This window comes from Micromonospora sp. D93 (assembly GCF_018070365.1).
GTDB lineage: Bacteria > Actinomycetota > Actinomycetes > Mycobacteriales > Micromonosporaceae > Micromonospora > Micromonospora ureilytica.
The window spans coordinates 1-21,313 of sequence record NZ_JAGPXW010000005.1 but is presented as its reverse complement, the minus strand read 5'-3'; the positions used below and the strand labels follow the sequence as shown (position 1 = coordinate 21,313).

Genomic DNA, 21,313 nt, shown 5'->3' with positions numbered 1-21,313 from the left:
GCGTCGTGCCCTCGGCTACGGTCGGGGGCATCGCCGTATGCGCGGAGCTGGCCCCAACTACGGGCGCACCGACGGCACGGTCGCGGTGTGGTGCGGCGCCTGGAACGGCGGGCGACGCAGCAACCGACCGCCCGGCGGCAGCAGCCCGGCGACCGAGTGCAGCGCGGTGACTTCCAGCGCCGCGTCGTCGTCCAGCTCGGGTAGGATCGACGGCAGTCGTTCGGCGAGCATCGTCTTGCCGGCGCCCGGCGGGCCGAGCAGTGCCACGTGGTGCCCGCCGGCCGCGGCGACCTCCAGGGCGCGCCGACCCATCTGCTGCCCGGCGACGTCGGCGAGATCCGGCCCACCGACCACCGGCGTCGGGATGTCCGCCGGTGGTTCGATCAGCGGGGTCCCGTCGCGGACGAAGGCGACGAGCCGGTGCAGGGTGTCCACCGCTCGCACCCGTACGCCGGGGATGACGGCGGCCTCGGCGGCGTTGCCGACCGGGACGATCACCCGCGCGACACCGGCCTGGGCCGCGGCGGCGACCATCGGGAGTACGCCGCGCACCGGCCGGACCGTCCCGTCGAGCCCCAGCTCGCCGAGGACCACCACCCCCTCCAGCGGGAGGAGCGGCAGCTCACCCGAGCCACCCAGCAGCGCTGCGGCGATGGCCAGATCGAAGGCCGAACCGAACTTCGGCAGCGTGGCGGGCAGCAGGTTGAGGGTGATCCGCCGGTTGGGCCAGCGCTGGCCGGAGTTGACCACGGCGGCGCGGACCCGGTCGCGGGCCTCGTGCAGGGCGGTGTCCGGCAGGCCGGAGATCACCACCGCCGGCAGCCCGGCGGCCAGGTCGGCCTCCACCTCGACGAGGTGGCCGGTCACCCCGACCAGCCCCACGCAGAGCACCTTCGCGTAGCTCACGACGCGTCACCGATCCTCCTGGTACGCATGTCAGAACGCGCCCTTGAGGTGGTCGACCTGCGCCGGGCCGGCGTCGGGCAGCCGCACCGACAGCACGTCGAACCGCACCTCCTCGGCGGTCGTGCCGGTCTCGGTCAGCCACCGCGCGGCGAGCCCCCGCAGCCGGCGGGCCTTGGCCGGCACGACCGCCTCGGCCGGGGTGCCAAAGCCCTCACCCCGGCGGGTCTTGACCTCGCAGAAGGCGAGCACGGGCCCGTCCCACGCGATGATGTCGATCTCCCCCGCCGGGCAGCGCCAGTTCCGGGCGATCGGGCGCAGCCCCGCCTCGGTAAGGTGCCGGGCCGCGCACCGCTCGCCGTACGCCCCAACGGCCTGGTTCCGCTTCGTCATGGCCGGCACGGTGCCCGCCGGAGGGCGGTCATCGCGACCCGACAACGGCCCAGCTGTGGACAACGGGTGAGCTGTGGACAATCGGACGATCATGCCCACGGTGTGCTAACGGCGTTCGAGTCCGCTAGGGCGTCGGCCGCGCTCCACCGACGGGACCACCATGATCAGGTGATGAGAAGTAGGTGTCAGAGCCACTGCTGGCCTACTTTTCATCACTTGATCACGGTGTGGGCCCGCGCCCGCGCCACCTCGACGCGACGCCTGCCCCGCGCTGCCGGGGGACCGGTGGCGAGCTGCCGGCCGTGCTGAAATGGCGCGGGCGTGGCCTGTCGCATACGGTGCCTGACGTGGACGGACGACGGAGTTTTCCGGAAGATCAGGAGTCGCGCTGGTACCCCGACGAGCGGGGTCGCGGTTACGGCGAGTCGGAGTGGCGCGGCGCGGGCGAGCCGCGGTACCGGGACGGCGAGATTCCCGAGCAGCGTGGCGCGGAAGACGGCCGCTCCGTCGAGGACACCGGCGTCGGCCGACGCCGCGAGCCGGACTCGGGACGCTTCGGCGCCGTCGACGCGAGCCGCTTCGGCGGTACGCCGGAGTCGGACTCCGGTCGCTTCGGCGCCCTGGACGATCAGACCGGTCGGTTCGGGGCGAGTGAGGCTGATTCGGGGCGTTTCGGCGCGGTCGACCCGTTGGGCGCCGCGCGGCCGGAGGCGGACGGTTACCGGGCCACCCGGTCGCGGCGAGCTGACCGGGACCCCTCGGAGACCTCCGGTGAGCTGCCCGGACGCCGGGCCGCCCGCGAGACGACCACGGCGGGATCTCCGGTGACCGGCGCGGCGCCGGAGACGTCCCGGGACAGTACGTCGACAGCGCCGCCCAGCGTGCTCACTGACCAGGCTCGTCCCGCTCCGCTCGGTGGGTACCCGATCGTCGAGCCGACCCGGGGCGGCGGCGACACGCCGCACCCGCTGGAGATGCCGACCGGCCCGATGCCGGGGATCGGCCCGCGACCCGACCTGTCCCCGGGCGAGCCTCCGGCGTATCCGCCGGCCGCCGACGGCGTCTATCGGACCCGTCGACCGGTGTTGGCCGTACTCTTCGCTCTGCTGGTGTTGGTCTTCGAGGCCCCGGCGCTGCGGGTGTTACTGGCGGGCGTGACCGGTGATCCGGTGGACGCCGGGAACGTGGTGGTGGGTATCGCCCTGGTCGCCGGACTGCCGATCTTCGCGACCGGGCTGTACGGGCTACGAACCGGAGGTCTGGCGCTCGCCGACAACGGTCGGGGCTGGCTTCGCCCACCGACCGCCTACCTGACCGTCGGGCTGGTGCTCTTCGTGGCCGCCGCGCTCGCCGCCGGCTGACCCGCGACCGGCCCCCGGAGCGGCGCCCACGCGCACCCCGGGGCAGCTGAACGGGTGAGGGGCGTACACTGGCCAACTGGCGACCGCCTCGTGCGGTCGACCTCGCGCGCCCTCTTCACGAATCGTCGTGGAGCGACGGCCTCCCTGGTCCCGATCTTGATCGGGTCCACCATGGGTCGGCGACCAGGCGCCAGGACGCCCGGCCACCGGCCGGGCGTGACAACCAGGGACCTTGAAGGAGTACCCCAACCATGGCCGTCGTGACCATGCGTCAGCTGCTGGAGAGCGGTGTCCACTTCGGGCACCAGACCCGGCGCTGGAACCCGAAGATGAAGCGCTTCATCATGACCGAGCGCAACGGCATCTACATCATCGACCTGCGCCAGACCCTCGAGTACATCGAGAAGGCGTACGAGTTCGTGCGTGGGACCGTCGCCGAGGGTGGCAGCATCCTGTTCGTCGGCACCAAGAAGCAGGCCCAGGAGGCGATTGCCGACCAGGCGACCCGGGTCGGCCAGCCGTACGTCAACCACCGCTGGCTCGGTGGCATGCTGACCAACTTCCAGACCGTGTACAAGCGGCTCCAGCGGATGAAGGAGCTGGAGGGCCTGGGTGACCTCAGCGGCACCGCCGCCGGTTACACCAAGAAGGAGACCCTGCAGCTCTCCCGCGAGAAGATCAAGCTGACCCGCACCCTCGGTGGCCTGCGGGACATGCAGAAGCTTCCCGCCGCGGTGTGGATCGTCGACACCAAGAAGGAGCACATCGCCGTCGACGAGGCCCGCAAGCTGGGCATCCCGGTCATCGCGGTGCTGGACACCAACTGTGACCCGGACGAGGTCGACTTCCCGATCCCGGGTAACGACGACGCGATCCGCTCGGCCGAGCTGCTGACCAAGGTCGTCGCCGCCGCCGTCGCGGATGGTCTGATCGCGCGTTCCGGCCGTCGCCGGGGCAACGACGAGAAGCCCGAGGGTGTCGCGAGCGACGAGCCGCTGACCGAGTGGGAGCGCGAGCTGCTCGAGCCGAAGAAGGCCGACGAGTCGGCCGCTCCGGCCGCCCCGGCCGCCGCGGCCGAGCAGCCCGCCGCTGCCGCCGCCGAGCAGCCCGCCACCCCGGAGCAGCCGGCGCAGGCCGCCACCGAGCAGCCGGCCGCCGCCACCGCGGAGTGATCGCACCGTCGCTGCCCCGCCGTCCGTTTTCGCGAACGGCGGGCAGCGACGGTACGCCGGGCACGATCCGCCCGGATCCGGGTAACCGGCACCTCTGACCATCCACACGCCGTCTCAACACCGAAGAGAGAGCCATGTCCCAAATCACCGCCGCGGACGTCAAGAAGCTCCGCGACCTCACCGGCGCCGGCATGATGGACAGCAAGAAGGCGCTGACCGAGGCCGAGGGCGACTTCGACAAGGCCGTCGAGATCCTGCGCGTCAAGGGCGCCAAGGATGTCGGCAAGCGGGCCGGCCGTACGGCCGCGAACGGCCTGGTCGCCCACTCCGGCAAGGCGCTGCTCGAGCTCAACTGCGAGACCGACTTCGTCGCCAAGACCGAGTCGTTCATCGCGCTGGGCCAGCAGCTGGTCGAGCACGGTGAGCGCGCCGGCGTGAACTCCGCCGAGGAGCTGCTCGCCTCCGAGCTCGACGGCAAGGTCATCGCGGACCTGATCCAGGAGCAGTCCGCCAAGATCGGCGAGAAGCTGGTGCTCAACCGGTTCGCCCGGGTCGAGGGCACCACCGCCGTCTACCTGCACCGCAAGGCCCAGGACCTGCCGCCGGCCGTTGGCGTGCTGGTGTCGTACACCGGCAAGACCGACGAGGCCGGCGACGCCGACGCCCGTGGTGTGGCCATGCAGATCGCCGCGATGCGGCCGAAGTACCTCACCCGGGACGAGGTTCCGGCTGAGGTCGTCGAGTCCGAGCGGCGCATCGCCGAGCAGACCGCCCGCGAGGAGAACAAGCCCGAGGCGGCCCTGCCGAAGATCATCGAGGGTCGGGTGAACTCCTTCTTCAAGGACTTCGTCCTGATCGAGCAGTCGTCCGTCTCTGACAACAAGAAGTCGGTGAAGCAGCTGCTGGCCGAGGCCGGCATCGAGGTCACCCGCTTCGTGCGGTTCGAGGTCGGCCAGGCCTGAGCCGCCACCGGGCGCCGCGCGCGCCCGTGGGCAGGAGACATAAACGAGGAGGCCGCCGGTGTACGTGACAGGCACCGCGGCCTCCTCGTCACATAGGGTCGGCAGCGGCAGGTTCGCGGTACGCGCCGCACGGGGCGTGCGCGTGGGGAAGGGCGGGGCGGATGACGCAGGTTGTGAGTGACCGGACGCTGGAGCTGGACGATCCGACGGCACCACCGCCGGGACGTGCCCGCCGGGTGGTGCTGAAGCTCTCCGGCGAGGTCTTCGGTGGCGGCGCGATCGGCGTCGACCCGGACGTCGTCCAGGCCATCGCCCGGCAGATCGCCACAGTGGTCCGCCGCGGCGTGCAGGTTTCCGTGGTGGTTGGCGGCGGCAACTTCTTCCGCGGCGCGGAGCTGCAGAAGCGTGGGATGGACCGGGCCCGTGCCGACTACATGGGCATGCTCGGCACCGTGATGAACTGCCTCGCGCTCCAGGACTTCCTGGAGAAGGAGGGCATCGAGACCCGGGTGCAGAGCGCCATCACGATGGCCCAGGTCGCCGAGCCGTACATCCCGCTGCGGGCCATCCGGCACCTGGAGAAGGGCCGTGTGGTCATCTTCGGCGCCGGCGCGGGGATGCCGTACTTCTCCACCGACACGGTGGCCGCCCAGCGGGCGCTGGAGATCCGGGCCGACGTGGTGCTGATGAGCAAGAACGGCGTGGACGGCGTCTACACCGCCGACCCGCGGATCGACCCCACCGCCAGCAAGCTCGACTCGATCACCTTCTCCGAGGTGCTGCGCCGCAACCTGCGGGTGGCCGACGCGGCGGCGTTCAGCCTCTGTATGGAGAACGGCCTGCCGATGCTGGTCTTCGGCGCGCAGGGTGACGACACCATCATCCGCGCGGTGGGTGGCGACAAGATCGGCACCCTGATCACCGCCTGAGTCCCGCCGACGGCGACGACCGCAGCGGTCTGACGACTTTCCGCAGAGCCCACGACGAGCACAGAAGGAGGCGAGGAGACCGGTGATCGACGACACCCTCCTCGAGGCCGAGGAAAAGATGGAGCGTGCGGTTGAGCACGCCAAGGAGGAGTTCGGCGCCATCCGTACCGGTCGCGCCAACGCCGCCATGTTCTCCAAGGTCATCATCGACTACTACGGCACGCCCACGCCGCTGACGCAGATGGCGTCCATCGCGGTCCCCGAGCCGCGGATGGCCATCATCAAGCCGTACGACAACTCGCAGATCAACGCGATGGAGAAGGCGATCCGCGACTCGGACCTCGGGGTGAACCCGAACAACGAGGGCAACCAACTGCGCATCCTGCTCCCGCAGATGACCGAGGAACGCCGCCGCGACATGATCAAGGTGGCTCGGCACAAGGGCGAGGAGGCCAAGGTGGCGATCCGCAACGTCCGCCGCCGTGGCAAGGAGGAGCTGGACCGGATCGTCAAGGACGGCGAGGCCGGCGAGGACGACGGTCGCCGTGCCGAGAAGGAACTCGACGACCTGACCCAGCGGTACGTGGCCAGCATCGACGACCTGGTGAAGCACAAGGAAACCGAGCTGCTCGAGGTGTGACCCATGCTCCGAGGCCCGTTCCCGACGTCGGGAACGGGCCTCGTTCCATAGGTCAGCAGGGGATCCAGACGGTCCTGGTGCTCTCGGCGAACTGCTCGCCGGTGTTCGAGTCGCGCAGCGAGAAGTGGGCGGTGGCCCGGCCTGCGTGCAGCGCCGGAGCGATCCGGGCGAACGCCATCCCGAGTTCGACGGTGCCGCCGTCGCAGAGGATCTCGCCGGCGCCGTGGCCCCCGGTGGCCCAGAGGGTCGGCAGGCCGTCCTGCACCAGCGAGGCCGACATGAGGACGATGCCGGCCGGGCAGTGCCGGGCGGTGGCGGTGACCCGTGCCGCCGGGTACGTCACTCCCGGCGGCTCAGCGTAGGGAGGCGCGAACGGGAACAGCTCGCTGGTGTGGCGGTCGATGGTGATCCTGGTCCGTGCCGTGGCGGCGGCGGCCGGTGACCCTGCTCCCAGGACCATGGCGGCTACGGTCAACACCGCGAGACCGAACTTGTACATGTGAGTGCCCTTCCCCCGTTCCGTAGCGCGGGCTGGCGCCAGCGCGGAACCAGCCGACCACGCCGAGCGCGTTCGCTCAGTACTCGATCGCGCACCGGACGAGTCGGATCGACGGCTGCGGATTGCCTGCGGCCTGCCGTACCGGATGGGTCTGCGTCGCTGGCCGGCGGCCTGGCGGCAAGGGTGGCGTCCGAAGGCGTGCCTCGTCCGCCGTGCCGATCCGGTGTGTGCAGTAGGCTCGGCAGGATTCCCGGCCACCGGGTGGTGAACACCGGGGATCGACCGACCGTCGGGGCGGTCAATCGGAGGAACATCGCACGTGTAGGGGATGCTTGTGGTCTTGCGTCATGTGGTGGGTCTCGTGTCGCCTCGCGGTGCGTGATGTCCCACCCCGACCCCTACGGTAGCGAGCCTCGCGGCTGGGACCGGCCGGAGCGCCCGGTGGCGCTGCCCTGGCCGGAGCAGGAGCTGGAGGCCGGCCAGTGGCGCCGCCGTCCGGCCGCCGGCCCTGAGCTGTACGCCGACCCGCACGCCCGACCGTACGCCGACCCGCACGCCGCGGACCCGTACGACGAGCGTGGCCGCCCGGTCCGACCGGACGATCGTTTCGACGACCGCGACCGGCACGATCGTTTCGAGGACCTCGACCGGCACGTGGACGACCGCAACCAGCCCGACCGGTACGACGACCGGGGTCGCGGTGACCGGTACCCGGACCGACCTCCCGCCGCCGGCGACGGGCCGCCCCGGTACGACGGCCCGGACCGTGGGCGCTTCGACGAGCCGAGCCATCCGGCCCGCCTCGACGACCCGGGGTACCCGACCGAGCAGCTCGCGCCCGTCCGGGCGGAGGTGGCGCCGGACGAGGCTCCGACGACCGGTCGACGGCCGAAGGGCCGGCGTCGGGCCAGCCTCGACCGACCGGCCACCCAGCAGTTGGGCAACGGCCGGGCCGGGCGCAACCTTCCCGCGGCGATCGGGGTCGGGCTCGGCCTCGGCGCGCTGATCGTGGTGCCGCTGGCGTTCTACCCGTTGGCGTTCCTGCCGGTGATCGCCGCCGCGGTCGCCGTCGGCATGTGGGAGATGGCCCGCGCGGTCCGGCGCAGCGGTGCGCACCCGCCGCTGGTTCCGCTGATCGGCGGTGGCGTGTTGACAGTGGGTCTGGCCTGGTACGCCGGTCCGGACGCGCTCAGCCTGGGGCTGCTGGTCACGGTGCTGGGCACCATGATCTGGCGGTTGGGTGACGGGCCGGCCGGCTTCCAGCGGGATCTCACCGCGGCCACCCTGATCGCCGTCTACGTGCCGTTCCTCGCCGGTTTCGCGGCGTTGCTGGCGGCGGCCCCCGACGACGGCCCGCTGCGCATCCTGGCCACGCTGATCGGGGTGGTCCTCTCCGACACCGGTGGATACGCCGCCGGTGTCTCCTTCGGCCGTCACCCGATGGCCCCGTCGATCAGCCCGAAGAAGTCCTGGGAGGGCTTCGCCGGCTCGGTCACCGCGGCGGCCCTGGGCAGCGCGTTGCTGCTGTGGCTGATGTTCGAGGTGGCCCCCTGGTGGGGTGCGCTGTTCGGGGTGGCCGTCTCCTGCGCGGCGGTCCTCGGCGACCTGGCCGAGTCGATGATCAAGCGGGATCTCGGCGTGAAGGACATGAGTAACCTGCTGCCCGGCCACGGCGGTCTGATGGACCGACTGGACTCGATCCTGTTCGCGGTGCCGACGGCCTACCTGCTGTTGGCGGTCCTCGTGCCGGTGGTGAGCTGAGGTATGAATCACGGCTCCCTGGCCATCCGGCGCCGGCGGTCGCAGCCCGTTCGACACCTCCGGACCGGCATCCGCCGCGGACGGCGTGACACACTGGACCAGCTATGACGAGCCTGCCCCTGATCCCCGCCATCTCGGTCGCCCCCGCCGCGCGCCGGGCCTCCATGCCTCCTCAGCACCTCGCTGACCTGGACCTGGCCGGCCGCCAGGCGTTGGTCACCGGGCTGGGGGAGCCGGCCTTCCGCGCCAAGCAGATCTCCAACCACTACTTCGGGCGGTTGGTCCGCGACCCGCAGGCGATGACCGATCTTCCGGCGGCGACCCGGGAGCGGCTGGCCGACCAGTTGCTGCCGACGTTGCTCAACCCGGTTCGCGAGCTGGCCTGCGATGACGGCGCGACCCGCAAGGCGCTCTGGCGGCTGCACGACGGTGCGCTGGTGGAGAGCGTGCTGATGGGCTACCCGGACCGGGTGACCGTCTGCATCTCCAGCCAGGCGGGTTGCGGCATGGCCTGTCCGTTCTGCGCGACCGGCCAGGCCGGGCTGACCCGCAACCTGTCGACGGCGGAGATCGTCGACCAGGCGGTGTACATGGCCGGGGTGGCTGCCTCCGGCGTGGTCGCGGGTTCCCCGCCGAGGCTGTCGCGTGTCGTCTTCATGGGCATGGGCGAGCCGCTGGCCAACTACAACCGGGTGATCGCGGCGATCCGTCGGCTGGTCAGCCCGGCCCCGGAGGGGCTCGGCCTGTCCCAGCGGCACATCACCGTTTCCACGGTCGGCCTGGTTCCGGCCATCCGCCGACTGGCCAGCGAAGACCTCTCAGTGACCCTTGCGTTGTCGTTGCATGCGCCCGATGATGATCTGCGCGACGAACTCGTGCCGGTAAACCAGCGCTGGAAGGTAGCCGAGGTGCTGGACGCAGCGTGGGACTACGCCGCCCGGACGGGCCGTCGCGTGTCGATCGAGTACGCGATGATCAAGGACGTGAACGACCAGCCGTGGCGAGCCGACCTGCTCGGACGGCTGCTGGCCGGCAAATTGGCGCACGTGAACCTCATTCCGCTCAATCCGACGCCGGGCAGCCGCTGGGACGCGAGCCCGAAGCCGGTCGAGCGGGAGTTCGTCCGGCGGTTGCGCGATGCCGGGGTGTCCACCACAGTTCGGGACACCCGAGGTCGCGAGATCGACGGCGCGTGTGGCCAGCTCGCCGCAGCCGAGGACAACGACACCTTCACCGACCGCGCCGGAGAGGCACCGGCGTGACCGGGCGTGGCGAACGAGACCAGGAGACATAGTGGCGAGTCAGGGTCAGCGTTTCCGGCGCAAGGCGCTCCGCCGGGGATACAAGGTCGACGAGGTGGATGCCTTCCTCGACCGGGTCGAGGCGACGCTCGACGGCCGACAGGTCGGCGCCCCGGTGGCCTCCCAGGAGGTTCACGACGTCGTCTTCCGGGTCCGCTTCAACGGCTACGACGAGTGGCAGGTCGACCTGCACCTGGATCGGGTCGAGCGGCAGCTGGCCGAGCTGGAGGAGCGCAACAACGCCGGGCGCGGTGCCGACCCCCGGATGGGTGACCGGATGGGCCCACCGGACCGGATGGGTCCGCCGATGCGTGACGACCGGGGCATGGTTCCGCAGCCGATGCCGCCGCGGCCGATGCCCGCGCAGGCCGGCCCGCCCTACGGTCGCTACGACGAGCCGACAGGTGCCTTCGCCGGCGGGTACGACGCCCCTCGCGGCGGTGGTTACGACGCGCCACGTGGTCCTGGCGGCCCCCCGATGGGTCCCGGTGGCCCGATGGGCCCCGGCCCGATGGGTGGCCACGGCATGCCGCAGCGTGGCCTGCCCGCCGGCCCCAGTGGGTACGGCCCGGACGACCAGCGCTCACCCGGTGGGTACGGGCCGGACGACCAGCGCTCACCCGGTGGGTACGGCCCCGACGACCAGCGGGCGCCCGGCGGTTATCCGCCGCCGGAGGAGCCGCGCTTCGACGGCTTCGAGGCCGGGCGGCACGGTCGCGCCGACATGACGGCCGAGATCCGGATGCCGGAGCGGGACCTGCGCGACATGCGCCGTGGTCCGGCCGGTCCGCCTCCGTTGCCGCAGCAGGGCATGGGTGGTCCGCCGATGGCCGGCCCGCCCGCGGTGGCCGGCCCGCCGATGGGTGGCCCGCCCATGGGGGGTCCCCCGATGGGTGGTCCGCCGATGGCCGGTCCGCCCGGCAGCGACCTGTACCGGGTGGACCAGATCCGCCGTAGCTTCCAGGTGCGCCGGTTCGGCAGCGGGTACGACCCCGACCAGGTGGACCGGTTCTTCGACACACTGCTCGGCGGCATGCAGCGCCGCAACCCGATGCCTGTCGACCCGAAGGACCTGGACACGCTCCGGTTCGGCCTGGTGCCGGGTGGCTACTTCGAGGCCGAGGTCGACGCCGCGCTCAAGGACGTACAGGACATCCTCTTCGGGCGCTGACCTCGACGCGTACGGACGAGGGCCCGTCCCCCGGGTGGGGGCGGGCCCTCGGCGTACGTCGGCCGGTCGTCCGGCGGTGGGTCGGATCAGGAGCGCAGACCACTGCGCCGCAGCACGATGTCGCCGATCACGATGATCAGCAGCAGCGCGGCCAGGCCGATCAGCCAGATGTCCTCGACCTTGCCCTCGTGGTTGCCGCAGATCATCGCCAGCAGCGCCAGTGCGGACAGCACAGCGCCGATCTGCCCGGCCTTGCGGTGCCCGGGCTTGTGCTGGTCTGGCGACGTTACCGGCTCGCTTCCTGCCACTGTCGGTCCTTCCCTCGCGATCGGATCTTTGGTTAGTCTGGCACGCCTCGTGCGCGACACGGTGGGGTGGGGGTTTCCTGGCCATCGGCCCTCCCCAGCCGGGCTGGATGGCACTACCGGCGTCGCGGGGCGGTGGTCAGACTCGCTCCGGTAGCGTTTGGCGTACACCTGATTGTCTGTTTGAGGGGGACTGTGCGGTGCGAGTGACCGGAACCGGGCACGCCAGCATGCGGATCGACACGGCCGCGGGCAGCATCCTGTGCGACCCGTGGGTCAACCCGGCCTACTTCGCGTCGTGGTTTCCTTTTCCGGACAATTCCCTGCTTGACTGGGAGAGTCTGGGGCAGGTCGACTACCTGTACGTGTCCCACCTGCACCGGGACCACTTCGACGCGAAGCACCTGCGGGACTTCGTCTCCAAGGACGCGACGGTCCTGCTCCCCGAGTTCCCCACCTCGGAGATGGAGGACGAGTTCCGTGCGTTGGGCTTCACCAAGTTCCTGAAGGCGCCCAACGAGCAGGTGGTGGAGCTGCCCGGCGGCTTGAAGATCATGATTCAGGCGCTGACCAGCCCGACCGACGGACCGATCGGCGACTCGTCGCTCTGGGTCGAGCACGACGGGGTGCGGTTGCTCAACCAGAACGACGCCCGCCCCACCGACCTGACCGTCTTCGCCGAGCTGGGGCACGTGCACGCGCACCTGCTCCAGTTCTCGGGCGCGATCTGGTACCCGATGGTCTACGAGCTGCCGCAGGCGGCGAAGACCGCGTTCGGCAAGCAGAAGCGTGACCGGCAGTTCGACCGGACATGGCGCTACATCGACGACCTGAAGGCGTCGCACGTCTTCCCGATCGCCGGCCCGCCGTGCTTCCTCGACGACGCCCTGTGGCAGTTCAACGACATCCACGGCGACGAGGGCAACATCTTCCCCGACCAGTCCGTCTTCCTGTCCGAGTACGCCAAGGTCGGCGGCACCAACGGGATCGTGCTGCTGCCGGGCAGCGTCGCCGAGGTCACCACCGAGGGCGCGAGCACCACCCATCCGGTGCCGGTGGAGGAGTTCTTCGCGAACAAGGTCGCGCACCTGGAAGAGATGCGGGAGCGCAAGCGCCCGATCATCGAGGCGGAGAAGGCGTCCTGGCGGCACCCCGAGGTGGACGTGCTCGGCGAGATGAAGCGTCGGATCGAGCCGCTGCTCGACGAGTCGATCTACCTGGCCAAGGGGGTCGGGGGTCCGGTCCGTTTCGACCTGGTCGGCACTGACGACTCGGGCGGCGAGACGATTGAATCCATCGTTGTGGACTTCCCGGGCAAGGAGGTCCGGCCGTACGCGGACGAGAAGGTGCGCTACCGCTTCCGGATGGAGCGGTCGCTGATCGAGCACCTGCTCTTCATCGACGAGGTGGACTGGGTCAACTCGCTCTTCCTGTCCTGCCGATTCTCGGCGGCCCGGATCGGCCAGTACAACGAGTTCGTCTACGCGTTCTTCAAGTGCCTCTCCGAGGAGCGGCTCCAGTACGCCGAGGGCTGGTACGACGAGCACGAGCGCAGCACCGACGCCGAGGACATCACGTTGGGCGACTGGGTGGTGCAGCGGCGGTGCCCGCACCTGAAGGCGGATCTGACCCGCTTCGGCATCGTCGACGGTGACCAGCTCACCTGCCAGCTGCACGGCTGGAAGTTCGACCTGCCCTCTGGCCGCTGCCTGACCAGTGTCGGCCACAAGGTGCGAGCCCACCGAGTAGACGCAGAAACCCCCGCCCCCGCAGGCGAGGCAGTGATCTGACCCGCCCTCGTCGATCATGAAGTTACTGTCACGACACGCCGCCACGGCGGGCAATAACTTCATGATCAACGGGGGGTAGGGCCGGGGTTGGGGTGGGGGTCAGCGGCCTAGGTCGGTGAGGATTCGGCTCGCGGCGTTGTGGCCGGCTGCGCCGATGACGCTGCCGGCCGGGTGGCAGCCGGCGCTGCCGGCGTACACGCCGTCGATGCCTGTGGCGTAGGGCATCCGGTCGGTGAACGAGACGGTGTTGTCGACGTGGTGGATGTGCCCCCCGGTGATGCCGAAGTGCTCCTCGATGCCGGGCGGCGGCAGCGGCACCGCGTCGGCGATCAGGTCGGCGGTGCCGGGGGCGTACCGCTCGACGATCCCGATGAGCCGATCGACGTAGCCGGGCAGCTCCGCGTCCCAGGTCGTGCCGGCCAGCTCGTAGGGGACGGACTGGACGAAGAGCGCCGACGAGTGGTGCCCGGCCGCGTCGGAGAGCGACGGATCGACTGTGGTGTGCAGGTACCACTCGATGGTGGGCTCCGCCGGCAGTAGCCCAGCCTGCACGTCCGCCCACATCGCCCGCAGCGCGGTCATCGGCGACGCCGCCGCCCCGCCGACCAGCGACGCCGACCCGGGCAGCAGGTGGATGGTCGAGCCGAACGGGCTCGGCGTACCGTCCGGCAGGCAGGAGAACCGCGGCAGCCCGGTGAGCGCCAGGTTCAGCTTGAGGGTGGTGCCGGGCCGGCGGACCGCCGCCATCCGTTCGCCGAGCCGCGCCGGGAGCGCGCCGTCGGGCAACAGGTCCATCAGCCGGTACGGGTCACACGCGCCGAGCACCACAGGGGCGGCGACCTCTCGACCGTCGGCCAGCACCACTCCGCTCGCCGCGCCGCCGTCCAGTGTCACCGCTCGCACCGGCGTACCGGTCCGGATTGTCGCTCCGGCGGCGCGCGCGGCCTCGGCGAACGTCCGGGAGACAGTGCCCATCCCACCCTCGGCGATCATCCAGGTGCCGCCGGAGCCGGGGAGTCGGCACATGTTGTGGACGAGGAAGTTGTGGCCGGTGCCGGGGTCGTCCGGGCCGGCGTTGAGCCCGGACAGGCCGTCGGTGACCGCGTACATGCTGACCAGCAGCTCGGAGCGGAACTCGAACCGGGCGAGGTAGTCGGCGACGGAGCCCTGCACGAGGTCGACGAAGACCTGGCGCAGCGCCGGGCGGACGTGCCGCTCGGCGGTCTCCTGGACGCTCAGCGGCTCCGCCAACCAGGCCGGGGCGAGGTCTTCCCGCAGCGCGGCCAGCTCGGCCTGCATGGCGTCGTCGGCGGCCACGTCGGCGGGGGAGAAGAACTCGGCGAGCTGCGCCCGGGTGGCGGCGGTGTCACTGCCGAAGAGCAGGTACGGCGAGCCGAGGCCGCCCGGGGTGGGGAGGAAGTAGTGCGGGTCGCGGCGCAGCACCGGGATCCGTACGTCGAGCGTGGCGAGCAGCTCCGGGGGCATCAGCCCGAGCAGGTACGAGCCGGTGGAGTGGCGCAGCCCCGGCACCTTCGGGAACGGGTTCTCGGTACGGGTCGCGCCGCCGATCACGTCGGCGGCCTCCAACACGAGGACGTCCAGGCCGGCACGGGCCAGCAGGACCGCGGAGACCAGACCGTTGTGCCCCGCACCGACGATCACGACGTCGACGCGGGCCGGAATCTCACTGCTCATGCCGCGGCAGCCTAGTCCGCCCCGCCGGACCGGTCACCAGTTCCGCGCACGTCCTCGGTGATCACTGGTAGGTGGAGGGTGAAGGTGGAGCCTTGGGCGGGGGTGCTGGTGGCGCTGACCGTGCCGCCGTGGGCCTCGGTGAGCTTGCGCACGATGGCGAGGCCCAGGCCGCTGCCGCCGGTCTGCCGACTCCGGGACTTCTCGGCCCGCCAGAAGCGGTCGAAGACCCGGGGCAGATCCTCGGCGCTGATACCGCTGCCGGTGTCGGTTACGGAGACGACGACCCCGGTGTGGGTCGCGCCGGCGCTGATCGTCACGCGCCCGCCCGGCGGGGTGTGTCGTACCGCGTTGGCGACCAGGTTGCCGACGGCCTGGCGGAGCCGCACCGGGTCGGCGTCCACCTGCGGGTCGGCCTCCGCGCGTACCGTGATGGTGACGCCGACCCGGTCGGCCTGGGCCCGGTGCGCCTCCGCGACCTGGGCGAGCAGGTCGGTGAGGTAGACCTGTTCGCGGTGCAGCCGCAGCGCGCCCGCGTCGGCCTCGGCCAGGTCCTGCAGGTCGGTGATCACGTGCTGGAGCACTGTCGCCTCCTCCAGCAGTGAGGAGAGCAGCCGGCGGTCGGGGGCCGCGACGCCGTCCTCGACCGCCTCGAGCCAGCCCCGGATGTTGCTCACCGGCGTACGCATCTCGTGGGCGATGTCGCTGACCATGGCCCGCCGCAGCTGCTCCAGCCGTTCCCGCCGTTCGGCCATGTCGTTGAAGACCTCGGCCAGCCGGGCGATCTCGTCGCGGCCGGTCACCCGGACCCGGGCGGAGCCGTCGCCGTCGCGCATCCGCTGGGCCGCCCCGGTCAGGGCGTGCAGCGGGCGGGTCAGCCGGATGCCGGCGAGGACTGTGAACCCGATCGTCACCAGCAGGACGAGACCGGCGACCGCGACGATGCGGGTCTGGTTGGCGGGGGAGAGGTCGAAGGTGGTCGAGGGGCGACCGCCCGGGTCGGTGACGAAGAGGGTCGCGGCCGGGGCGACGTACGGGAGGAGTTGCTCGCGTCGACTGGTGCCGACGCAGGCGCTGACCGCACGGTTGTGCTCCTGGTCGACGCCGGCCGAGCTGCGGGAGTCGGGTGCGCTGGCCGCCGGCTGCCTCGTCCAGGTCCAGTCCAGGTCGACCTGCACGGCGGGCAGGCGCCGCCGCGCCAGGCAGGTGTTCACCAGGGCGTTGAGCTGGGCGAGTGCCTTGCCCTCGGTGGCCGTACGGGTCGCGAGATCCTCTCTCAACTGGCCGCAGGCGGCACTGTCGGCGAGGTCGGTGCCGGGGGTCTCGATCCGTGGGCGGCCGGTGGGCCCGTCCACGACCGTGGCGTCGATCTGCGCCCGCAGCCGTAGACACTGGACGGCCTTGGCCGCCTTGTCGCGCAGCGCGGCGTGCTCCTCGGGCGGGAGCAGGTACGGCCCGGTGGTGCGCGGGTCGATGCGGCTGGTGCCGCCGTCACCGCTGGTCGGCGGGGTGGTTCCGGGCATCAGGGCGTTGTCGACGGCGAGCGCGTCGACTGTCGCGGACGACGTCGTCGGCAACGGGCCCGCGCCGGGTGCCGAGTCCGCGATCGGCGCACCGGTGTCGGTGGTCAGGGCGATCCGCCGGCCGACGTCCCGCGCGAGCGGCCGAACGGCGGCGTCGACCCCGTCCCAGTTCGGGTGGGTCGCCGCGTACGCGAGCACCGTGTCGTAGATGCGCGCGTCGTCGGCGAGCGCCTGGCCCTGCTCCTGCCGGATCGCTCCGGTGGTGGTGCGGACGGCCAGCCACGCGGTCGCCGCGATCGAGCCGACGGCGATGAGGACGGCCAGTGCCAGCAGCCGGAGCAGCAGGCTGCGGCGCAGCGGAACCTCACGCGACACGGGGTGACTCTTCGACCAACTTGTATCCGACCCCGTACACGGTCACCAGCCGGGCCGGCTTGCGCGGGTTCGGCTCGATCTTCCGGCGGAGGTTCATGACGTGCACGTCGACGGTCCGGTTGGTGATGTACCTGTCGAACCCGTGCAGGTAGCCCAGGAGCTGATCCCGGGTGAACGCGCGGGCGGGCTGGGCGGCCATCGCCTGGAGCAGCTGGAACTCGCCAGGTGTGCAGTCGACGAGGCGTCCGTCGCTGCGTACCTCGTGGCGCACCGGGTCGACGTGCACGGCGCCGACCCGCAGCACCGGGTCCGCCTGCGTCCGCTGGCCCCGGCGTAACAGGCTGCGGGCCCGGGCGACAAGCTCACGCGGGCTGTACGGCTTCGTCATGTAGTCGTCGGCGCCCAGGTCGAGGCCGAGCAGCAGGTCGTCCTCGGTCGACCGGGCGGTCAGCATGAGCACCGGCAGGTCGGACTCCCGGCGCAGGATGCGACAGACGTCCAGGCCGTCGACCTTCGGCATCATCACGTCGAGAACCAGCAGCGCCGGGGGCCGCTGACGGATCTGCTCCAGGGCGGCCCGCCCGTCGGCCACCACGACCACCTCGTGCCCCTCGCGTTCCAGATACCGGCGCGCCAACTCGGCCTGCTTCTGGTCGTCCTCGGCTACCAGCACGTACGCACACACGGCAGCGACTGTACGTGGCCACGGCCGGGTCCGGCAGTGCCGCTGAGCTGGGGCTACCGGATGACGACCGGTTCCTTACAGGTCTTTGACACCTGGGCGTGAAGCTCCACACCATGACCAACTCAACCCATCGGGTCGCGGCCGGGCTCGCCGCGTTCACAGTCCTCGCCGTCGCCCTCAGCGGCTGCGGCGGCGGTACGTCCAGCGCCGACAAGGGCACCGCCGGCGGTGACGTCGCGTCGCTCACCACCCCGTCCGCCCCGGCGAGCGCCACCCCCGCCGGGGGTGCCGCCAACGGTCGGCCGCAGCTACGCCTGGACATGACCGACGAGGAGGAGGAGCGGCTCTGGGGGGCGTACAACATCTGCCTGCATGACAACGGCGTGAAGCTGAACGACGGCCGGTCACAACCCGGCCCGGTGGGGGACGGTACGGGCCTGTCCCTCGACCAGAGCGGGGAGCCGAAGGCGGCGTACGTGGCGTGCGCGAACAAGCTGCCGCTCCAGCCGCCGGAGCTGGACCGGGAGAAGAACCCGAACTACGTGAGCCAGTGGAACGACTACGTCCAGTGCCTGCGTGGACGCGGAATGAAGATCCACTCGTTGCCGGACGGCTCCGGCTGGACCTACGACGACGGGGTCGCCGACCCGGCCGGCGGACTTGAGGGTCCCGCTCTGGACACTGCCGAGAGGGAATGCACGATGGAGATCTTCGGTGCCAAGAAGTAGTCCGACAGACGATCGTGGTCGGCGGACGACCCGGCGTACCGCGATCGTGGTGGCGACGGTGACCCTGGTGATCGCCGTGGGTGCCGGCGTCGGGGTGCTGGCGCTGCGGCGTCACGCGGGCGATGACGTTGCGAGCACCCCGCCGTCGGTGACCACGACCACCGTGACCCGGGCCGACCTGTCGGACACCCGCTCGCTCAACGGCACGCTCGGCTTCGGCCCGGAACGGGTGGTGAAGGGCGCCGGCGAGGGTGTCGTCACCCGGCTGCCGAAGGTGGGCGACACGGTGGCCCGGGGCAAGCCGCTCTACCGGGTCAACGACCGACCCGTGCCGGTGCTGTTCGGCGGGACCCCGCTCTTCCGCACGCTCGACAAACCCGGACTGGTGGGCAGCGACGTACGGATCGTGTCGGACAACCTGAAGGCGCTGGGCTACCACACCGGCTCGCAGCCGTCCCGAGGCACCGACGGCACGAAGATCGGCACGGGTCAGGCAGTGCTCACCGGAAGCCTCGTCGCCGCGATCAAGAAGTGGCAGAAGGCCGTCGGCCTGGAGCCCACCGGCACGATCGGGGTCGGGCAGGTCGCGGTGCTGAGCGGGCCGGCCCGGGTCAGCGCGGTGAAGGCGCTGCCCGGTGACCCGGTCGCCGGTGAGCTGCTGGCCGTCACCGAGAAGGTCAAACTGGTCACCGTGCCGGTCGGGGCCACCGAGGTCGGTGCCACCGAGGTCGGTGCCGCAGTGGTCGTCGCCCTGCCCGACAGCTCCGAGATCCCGGCCAAAGTCGCCTCGATCTCCCAGACGGTGCGTGGCGGTGGCCCGGACGGCGGCACCGGGCAGGGCAGCCCCCCGACGGTGGACGTCCTCGTCGCCCCGACCCGGGCGGCGGACGTGGCCAAGCTGGACGCGGCCGCGGTGCAGGTCCGGTTCACCACCGCCGTCCACAAGAACGTGCTGGCGGTGCCGGTCGGCGCGCTGGTGGCGCTCCGTGAGGGCGGGCATGCGCTGCAACTGCCCGACGGTGGGTTGGTGGCCGTGGAGACCGGGATGTTCGCCAGGGGTCTGGTCGAGATCAGCGGCACCGGCGTGACCGAGGGCCTCGACGTGGTGACGGCATCGTGATCGCCGAGCCGGTGCTGAACGTCGAGGGGGTCAGTAGGACGTACCCCGGCGGGGTGACCGCCCTGGACGACGTCTCACTGACCGTGCGCGCTGGCGAGATGCTCGCCATCGTCGGACCATCCGGGTCCGGCAAGTCCACGCTGCTGAACATCATGGGCACCCTCGACCTGCCGACCAGCGGCCGCGTACGCGTCGCCGGGCAGGAGGTCACCGCCCTCTCCGACCGTCGGCTCTCCGCGCTGCGGGGTCGCTGGCTCGGTTTCGTCTTCCAGCAGTTCCATCTCACCGACGGGTTGGACGCCGCCGAGAACGTCGCCACCGGCCTGCTCTACGCCGGGGTGCCCCGCCGTCGCCGCCGCCGCACCGCGATCGAGGCGCTGGCCCGGGTCGGCCTGGCGCACCGGGTCGACCACCTGCCGCAGCAGCTCTCCGGCGGGGAGCGGCAGCGGGTGGCGATAGCGCGGGCCCTCGTCAACGAGCCCGCGCTGGTGCTGGCCGACGAGCCGACCGGCGCCCTCGACACTGTCAACGGGGAGGCGGTGCTGGCCCTGCTCACGAACCTCAACGCGGAGGGCACCACCATCGCCGTGATCACCCACGACCGCGATCTTGCCGCCCGTACGCCTCGACAGGTGGAGATCCGCGACGGCCGGATCGTCGCCGACACCGTCACCGGGGGCGGGGCATGAGCATGAGCCCGTCCCGGCTCGCCCCGACCGACGTACTCCGGCTCGGTCTGCTCGGGGTGACCACGCGTCGGATGCGGGCCGTCCTCTCCGCTCTGGGCATCTCCATCGGCATCGCCACGTTGGTCGTCGTGGTGGGAATCCCCGCGTCCAGCCAGCGCGACCTGATGGACCAGCTCTCCGCCCTCGGCACCAACCTGCTGCGGGCCGAGCCCGTACCGGACCAGGATCCGCCCGCCCTCCTGCCCGAGGACGCCGCCGCCATGGTGGCGCGGATCGGCCCTGTCGACACGGCGAGCGCGGTCGCGAACACCCACACCGCGGTGCGCCGCAACGACCTGCTGGACAGGTACGACACGTCCGGGCTCAGCGTGCTCGCGTCCCGGCCGGACCTGTTGGGAACGGTCAACGGCCGGATCCGCAGCGGTCGGGCCCTCGACGCCGGGACGGCCCGGCTCCCGACCGCCGTCCTCGGCCACGTCGCGGCGAGCCGGCTCGGCTACGCCACTGTGGACCCGCGGCAACCACCCCAGGTGTTCATCGGCGAGCGCTGGTTCACGGTGATCGGCATCCTGGACCCGTTGCCGCTGTCCCCGGATCTCGACCGGTCGGTGCTGGTCGGGTGGGACGCCGCCAAGGCCATGCTCGGCTTCGACGGTCACCCCACTGTCGTCTACCTGCGGGCCAGGGAGGACGCGTTGGAGGACGTCCGTGCCGTGTTGCCGGCCACCCTCAACCCGCAGTTGCCCGGGCTGGTCCAGGTCAGCCGCCCCTCCGACGCGCTCGCCGCGAAACGGGCCACGGAGAACAGCTTCTCCGCGCTGTTCCTCGGGTTGGCGGCGGTCGCCCTGCTGGTCGGCGGGATCGGCGTGGCCAACACGATGGTCATCTCGGTGCTGGAGCGCCGTCGGGAGATCGGCCTACGCCGGGCGCTCGGCGCGAACCGTGGCCAGATCCGGGTGCAGTTCCTCACCGAGTCGGTGCTGCTCAGCGTGCTCGGCGGTGCCGCCGGGGCGGCTCTCGGGGTGCTCGCCACGGTCGGCTACGCCACCTACCAGGGCTGGCCGCCCACGATCCCACCGACCGCGGTGCTAGGCGGAATCACCGGCGCACTCCTGGTGGGCGTGGTAGCCGGCGTCTACCCGTCCATCCGAGCCGCCCGCCTAACCCCCACCGAAGCCCTCAACACCCCCTAACGGCCCCTGGATCGCCCCCGCCCGCGTTGATCATGAAGTTTACTGCCGCGACACGCCGCTGCGAGTGGCAATAACTTCATGATCAACCGGGCTCAGGGGTGGGGGTGGGGGTGGGGATGGG

The 21,313-nt window shown here is 71.5% G+C and carries 18 protein-coding genes and 2 pseudogenes; 13 read left to right on the top strand and 7 right to left on the bottom strand.

Going from position 1 to position 21,313, the window contains the following annotated elements:
- Positions 1-66: 66 nt before the first annotated feature.
- Both KBX71_RS07650 and KBX71_RS07645 read right to left on the bottom strand, forming a co-directional pair.
- A pseudogene (locus KBX71_RS07650) lies at positions 67-906 on the bottom strand (magnesium chelatase domain-containing protein); the annotation flags it as partial.
- Between the two features lie 30 nt (positions 907-936).
- Positions 937-1,296: a YraN family protein gene (locus KBX71_RS07645; protein ID WP_124817753.1), complete on the bottom strand. Its 360-nt coding sequence runs from the start codon at positions 1,294-1,296 to the stop codon at positions 937-939.
- Positions 1,297-1,606: 310 nt separating this feature from the next.
- On the opposite strand from KBX71_RS07645, the pseudogene KBX71_RS07640 reads away from it, so the two are divergent.
- From KBX71_RS07640 to frr, 5 genes and pseudogenes are all read left to right on the top strand, one after another.
- Positions 1,607-2,657 (top strand): annotated as a pseudogene (locus tag KBX71_RS07640) (hypothetical protein).
- A 251-nt stretch (positions 2,658-2,908) separates the two neighbouring features.
- Positions 2,909-3,829 carry a 30S ribosomal protein S2 gene (gene rpsB / locus KBX71_RS07635; protein WP_210817318.1) on the top strand — a complete coding sequence of 307 codons (921 nt, stop codon included), beginning with the start codon at positions 2,909-2,911 and terminating at the stop codon, positions 3,827-3,829.
- A gap of 134 nt (positions 3,830-3,963) precedes the next feature.
- Positions 3,964-4,791, top strand: coding sequence for a translation elongation factor Ts (gene tsf, locus KBX71_RS07630; protein WP_091400300.1), 828 nt, complete (start codon positions 3,964-3,966; stop codon positions 4,789-4,791).
- Between the two features lie 161 nt (positions 4,792-4,952).
- Complete coding sequence (gene pyrH / locus KBX71_RS07625) at positions 4,953-5,720, top strand: UMP kinase (protein ID WP_030335195.1); 768 nt, start codon at positions 4,953-4,955, stop codon at positions 5,718-5,720.
- 82 nt (positions 5,721-5,802) lie between these two features.
- Entirely contained in the window at positions 5,803-6,360 is a 558-nt protein-coding gene (gene frr / locus KBX71_RS07620; protein WP_088946658.1) for a ribosome recycling factor, read from the top strand.
- 52 nt (positions 6,361-6,412) lie between these two features.
- On the opposite strand, the gene KBX71_RS07615 is transcribed toward frr, so the two are convergent.
- Positions 6,413-6,859 carry a hypothetical protein gene (locus tag KBX71_RS07615; protein WP_210817317.1) on the bottom strand — a complete coding sequence of 149 codons (447 nt, stop codon included), beginning with the start codon at positions 6,857-6,859 and terminating at the stop codon, positions 6,413-6,415.
- A gap of 381 nt (positions 6,860-7,240) precedes the next feature.
- On the opposite strand from KBX71_RS07615, the gene KBX71_RS07610 reads away from it, so the two are divergent.
- The 3 genes from KBX71_RS07610 (at position 7,241) to KBX71_RS07600 (ending at position 11,092) form a co-directional block, all read left to right on the top strand.
- Entirely contained in the window at positions 7,241-8,620 is a 1,380-nt protein-coding gene (locus KBX71_RS07610; RefSeq protein ID WP_210817316.1) for a phosphatidate cytidylyltransferase, read from the top strand.
- 104 nt (positions 8,621-8,724) lie between these two features.
- Positions 8,725-9,882: a 23S rRNA (adenine(2503)-C(2))-methyltransferase RlmN gene (gene rlmN, locus KBX71_RS07605; RefSeq protein ID WP_196927962.1), complete on the top strand. Its 1,158-nt coding sequence runs from the start codon at positions 8,725-8,727 to the stop codon at positions 9,880-9,882.
- Positions 9,883-9,913: 31 nt separating this feature from the next.
- Positions 9,914-11,092, top strand: coding sequence for a DivIVA domain-containing protein (locus tag KBX71_RS07600; RefSeq protein WP_210817315.1), 1,179 nt, complete (start codon positions 9,914-9,916; stop codon positions 11,090-11,092).
- 86 nt (positions 11,093-11,178) lie between these two features.
- Here KBX71_RS07600 and KBX71_RS07595 read toward each other — a convergent pair whose 3' ends face one another.
- Complete coding sequence (locus KBX71_RS07595; RefSeq protein WP_124817950.1) at positions 11,179-11,400, bottom strand: DUF2631 domain-containing protein; 222 nt, start codon at positions 11,398-11,400, stop codon at positions 11,179-11,181.
- A gap of 197 nt (positions 11,401-11,597) precedes the next feature.
- On the opposite strand from KBX71_RS07595, the gene KBX71_RS07590 reads away from it, so the two are divergent.
- A complete protein-coding gene (locus KBX71_RS07590; RefSeq protein WP_210817314.1) occupies positions 11,598-13,187 on the top strand; it encodes a Rieske 2Fe-2S domain-containing protein in 1,590 nt (529 codons plus the stop codon).
- Positions 13,188-13,286: 99 nt separating this feature from the next.
- Here the strand turns inward: KBX71_RS07590 and KBX71_RS07585 are convergent, their stop codons facing one another.
- From KBX71_RS07585 to KBX71_RS07575, 3 genes are read right to left on the bottom strand one after another with little or no spacing between them, the layout of a single operon-like run.
- Positions 13,287-14,882: an NAD(P)/FAD-dependent oxidoreductase gene (locus tag KBX71_RS07585; protein ID WP_210817313.1), complete on the bottom strand. Its 1,596-nt coding sequence runs from the start codon at positions 14,880-14,882 to the stop codon at positions 13,287-13,289.
- 11 nt (positions 14,883-14,893) lie between these two features.
- The gene (locus KBX71_RS07580; RefSeq protein ID WP_307846996.1) at positions 14,894-16,777 is read right to left on the bottom strand and encodes a HAMP domain-containing sensor histidine kinase; all 1,884 of its coding nucleotides are present in this window, start codon (positions 16,775-16,777) and stop codon (positions 14,894-14,896) included.
- The gene (locus KBX71_RS07575; RefSeq protein WP_210817312.1) at positions 16,767-17,462 is read right to left on the bottom strand and encodes a response regulator transcription factor; all 696 of its coding nucleotides are present in this window, start codon (positions 17,460-17,462) and stop codon (positions 16,767-16,769) included. Before KBX71_RS07575 ends, KBX71_RS07580 begins: the two co-directional genes overlap by 11 nt.
- Before the next feature lie 113 nt (positions 17,463-17,575).
- On the opposite strand from KBX71_RS07575, the gene KBX71_RS07570 reads away from it, so the two are divergent.
- Genes KBX71_RS07570 through KBX71_RS07555 form a run of 4 tightly spaced genes read left to right on the top strand, consistent with a single transcriptional unit; the run spans position 17,576 to position 21,192 of the window.
- Positions 17,576-18,190, top strand: coding sequence for a hypothetical protein (locus KBX71_RS07570; protein WP_210817311.1), 615 nt, complete (start codon positions 17,576-17,578; stop codon positions 18,188-18,190).
- The gene (locus tag KBX71_RS07565; RefSeq protein WP_210817310.1) at positions 18,177-19,310 is read left to right on the top strand and encodes a peptidoglycan-binding domain-containing protein; all 1,134 of its coding nucleotides are present in this window, start codon (positions 18,177-18,179) and stop codon (positions 19,308-19,310) included. Before KBX71_RS07570 ends, KBX71_RS07565 begins: the two co-directional genes overlap by 14 nt.
- Positions 19,310-19,999: an ABC transporter ATP-binding protein gene (locus KBX71_RS07560; protein ID WP_210817552.1), complete on the top strand. Its 690-nt coding sequence runs from the start codon at positions 19,310-19,312 to the stop codon at positions 19,997-19,999. The genes KBX71_RS07565 and KBX71_RS07560 overlap by 1 nt, the downstream gene beginning before the upstream one ends.
- Positions 19,996-21,192, top strand: a complete 1,197-nt coding sequence (locus KBX71_RS07555) for an ABC transporter permease (protein ID WP_210817309.1) — start codon at positions 19,996-19,998, stop codon at positions 21,190-21,192. The genes KBX71_RS07560 and KBX71_RS07555 overlap by 4 nt, the downstream gene beginning before the upstream one ends.
- The last annotated feature ends 121 nt before the right edge of the window (positions 21,193-21,313 follow it).

Bases quoted from the DNA above. Each gene is read 5' to 3' on its own strand.
- rpsB (WP_210817318.1), top strand. From the start codon at position 2,909: ATGGCCGTCGTGACCATGCGTCAGCTGCTGGAGAGCGGTGTCCACTTC.
- rlmN (WP_196927962.1), top strand. From the start codon at position 8,725: ATGACGAGCCTGCCCCTGATCCCCGCCATCTCGGTCGCCCCCGCCGCG.
- KBX71_RS07585 (WP_210817313.1), bottom strand. From the start codon at position 14,882: ATGAGCAGTGAGATTCCGGCCCGCGTCGACGTCGTGATCGTCGGTGCG.
- KBX71_RS07610 (WP_210817316.1), top strand. From the start codon at position 7,241: ATGTCCCACCCCGACCCCTACGGTAGCGAGCCTCGCGGCTGGGACCGG.
- KBX71_RS07645 (WP_124817753.1), bottom strand. From the start codon at position 1,296: ATGACGAAGCGGAACCAGGCCGTTGGGGCGTACGGCGAGCGGTGCGCG.
- KBX71_RS07555 (WP_210817309.1), top strand. From the start codon at position 19,996: ATGAGCATGAGCCCGTCCCGGCTCGCCCCGACCGACGTACTCCGGCTC.
- tsf (WP_091400300.1), top strand. From the start codon at position 3,964: ATGTCCCAAATCACCGCCGCGGACGTCAAGAAGCTCCGCGACCTCACC.
- KBX71_RS07570 (WP_210817311.1), top strand. From the start codon at position 17,576: ATGACCAACTCAACCCATCGGGTCGCGGCCGGGCTCGCCGCGTTCACA.
- pyrH (WP_030335195.1), top strand. From the start codon at position 4,953: ATGACGCAGGTTGTGAGTGACCGGACGCTGGAGCTGGACGATCCGACG.
- KBX71_RS07615 (WP_210817317.1), bottom strand. From the start codon at position 6,859: ATGTACAAGTTCGGTCTCGCGGTGTTGACCGTAGCCGCCATGGTCCTG.